Raw genomic sequence first — 225 nt, 5'->3', positions numbered from 1 at the left:
AAAAATAGGTTGCCCACTTGCATTGAGTCGGTGTCCATATATGGTTTTATGTTTAAGAAGCTAACGCATCTTAAACTGGCTAAAGCCATAATAAAAAACCCCTGAGAGGCATCTCTCAGGGGTTTTCTAAATACGGTGGCGGTGCGGACGGGACTCGAACCCGCGACCCCCGGCGTGACAGGCCGGTATTCTAACCAACTGAACTACCGCACCACCGAATTTCTT

Annotated in this window: 1 tRNA gene; it reads right to left on the bottom strand. The window is 48.4% G+C overall.

What is annotated here, in order from left to right:
• Nucleotides 1-136: 136 nt before the first annotated feature.
• Nucleotides 137-213, bottom strand: a tRNA-Asp gene (locus Xentx_RS18350).
• Between the last annotated feature and the right edge of the window lie 12 nt (nt 214-225).

This window comes from Xenorhabdus thuongxuanensis, assembly GCF_001908095.1.
Lineage (GTDB): Bacteria > Pseudomonadota > Gammaproteobacteria > Enterobacterales > Enterobacteriaceae > Xenorhabdus > Xenorhabdus thuongxuanensis.
This window is presented reverse-complemented; position numbering and strand designations above follow the sequence as displayed.